The following is a 546-nucleotide window of genomic DNA, read 5'->3' on the forward strand; positions in this document are numbered from 1 at the left end:
CCCGGCCCAGGCCGCAGCGATCCAGGCCTTTGCCCGCTGTTTCGAGGCCCAGCGCTACGCCGGCCAGCCCCCCTCGCGGGCGGCCCTGCGCCAGGCGCTGGGTGAGTTGCGCAGGGCCTTGCCCTGGCGCCTGTTGCGCTAGGGCGCGGTCTCGCAATAATCACCTGGGGGTGCGCCGTGCGCACCGAGAGCGACGGGATGCCCGGTGCGCATGGCCTGGGCGGCCCCGCGACAGCCTACGAGCCGGCGTCAGCGCAATATGCTGCTGCGACGGCGCGTGGGGTGGATGACGCACTTTTCATCCACCCTTGGTCCGGCAGTGTTGAATGACCGATCCGAGTAAGGGGATGTGCGCATGAAGGGTTTCGTCGAGCGGATTCTGGCCCGGGTGCTGGCGTTGCAGGTGCGTCTGTACGCCTGCCAGGCGCGTCTGGCAGGTGCCACCGACGCGGAAGCCCTGCACGATCTGCGCATCGCCCTGCGCCAGCTGCGCAGCCTGCTGCGACCCTTGCGCGGCCTGCCGGCGGTGGACGCGCTGGAGCAGGG

Annotated in this window: 2 protein-coding genes; both read left to right on the top strand. The window is 70.9% G+C overall.

Features of this window, described 5'->3' with window-relative positions; genetic code table 11:
- Nucleotides 1-142 (top strand): DUF4129 domain-containing protein (locus N878_RS28045; protein WP_156350971.1); only part of this gene is annotated, 142 nt, incomplete at its 5' end.
- A gap of 213 nt (nucleotides 143-355) precedes the next feature.
- On the top strand, nucleotides 356-546 hold a 191-nt coding region (locus N878_RS25980; RefSeq protein ID WP_031304278.1), incomplete at its 3' end, for a CHAD domain-containing protein.

Source organism: Pseudomonas sp. EGD-AK9 (genome assembly GCF_000465935.2).
Lineage (GTDB): Bacteria > Pseudomonadota > Gammaproteobacteria > Pseudomonadales > Pseudomonadaceae > Aquipseudomonas.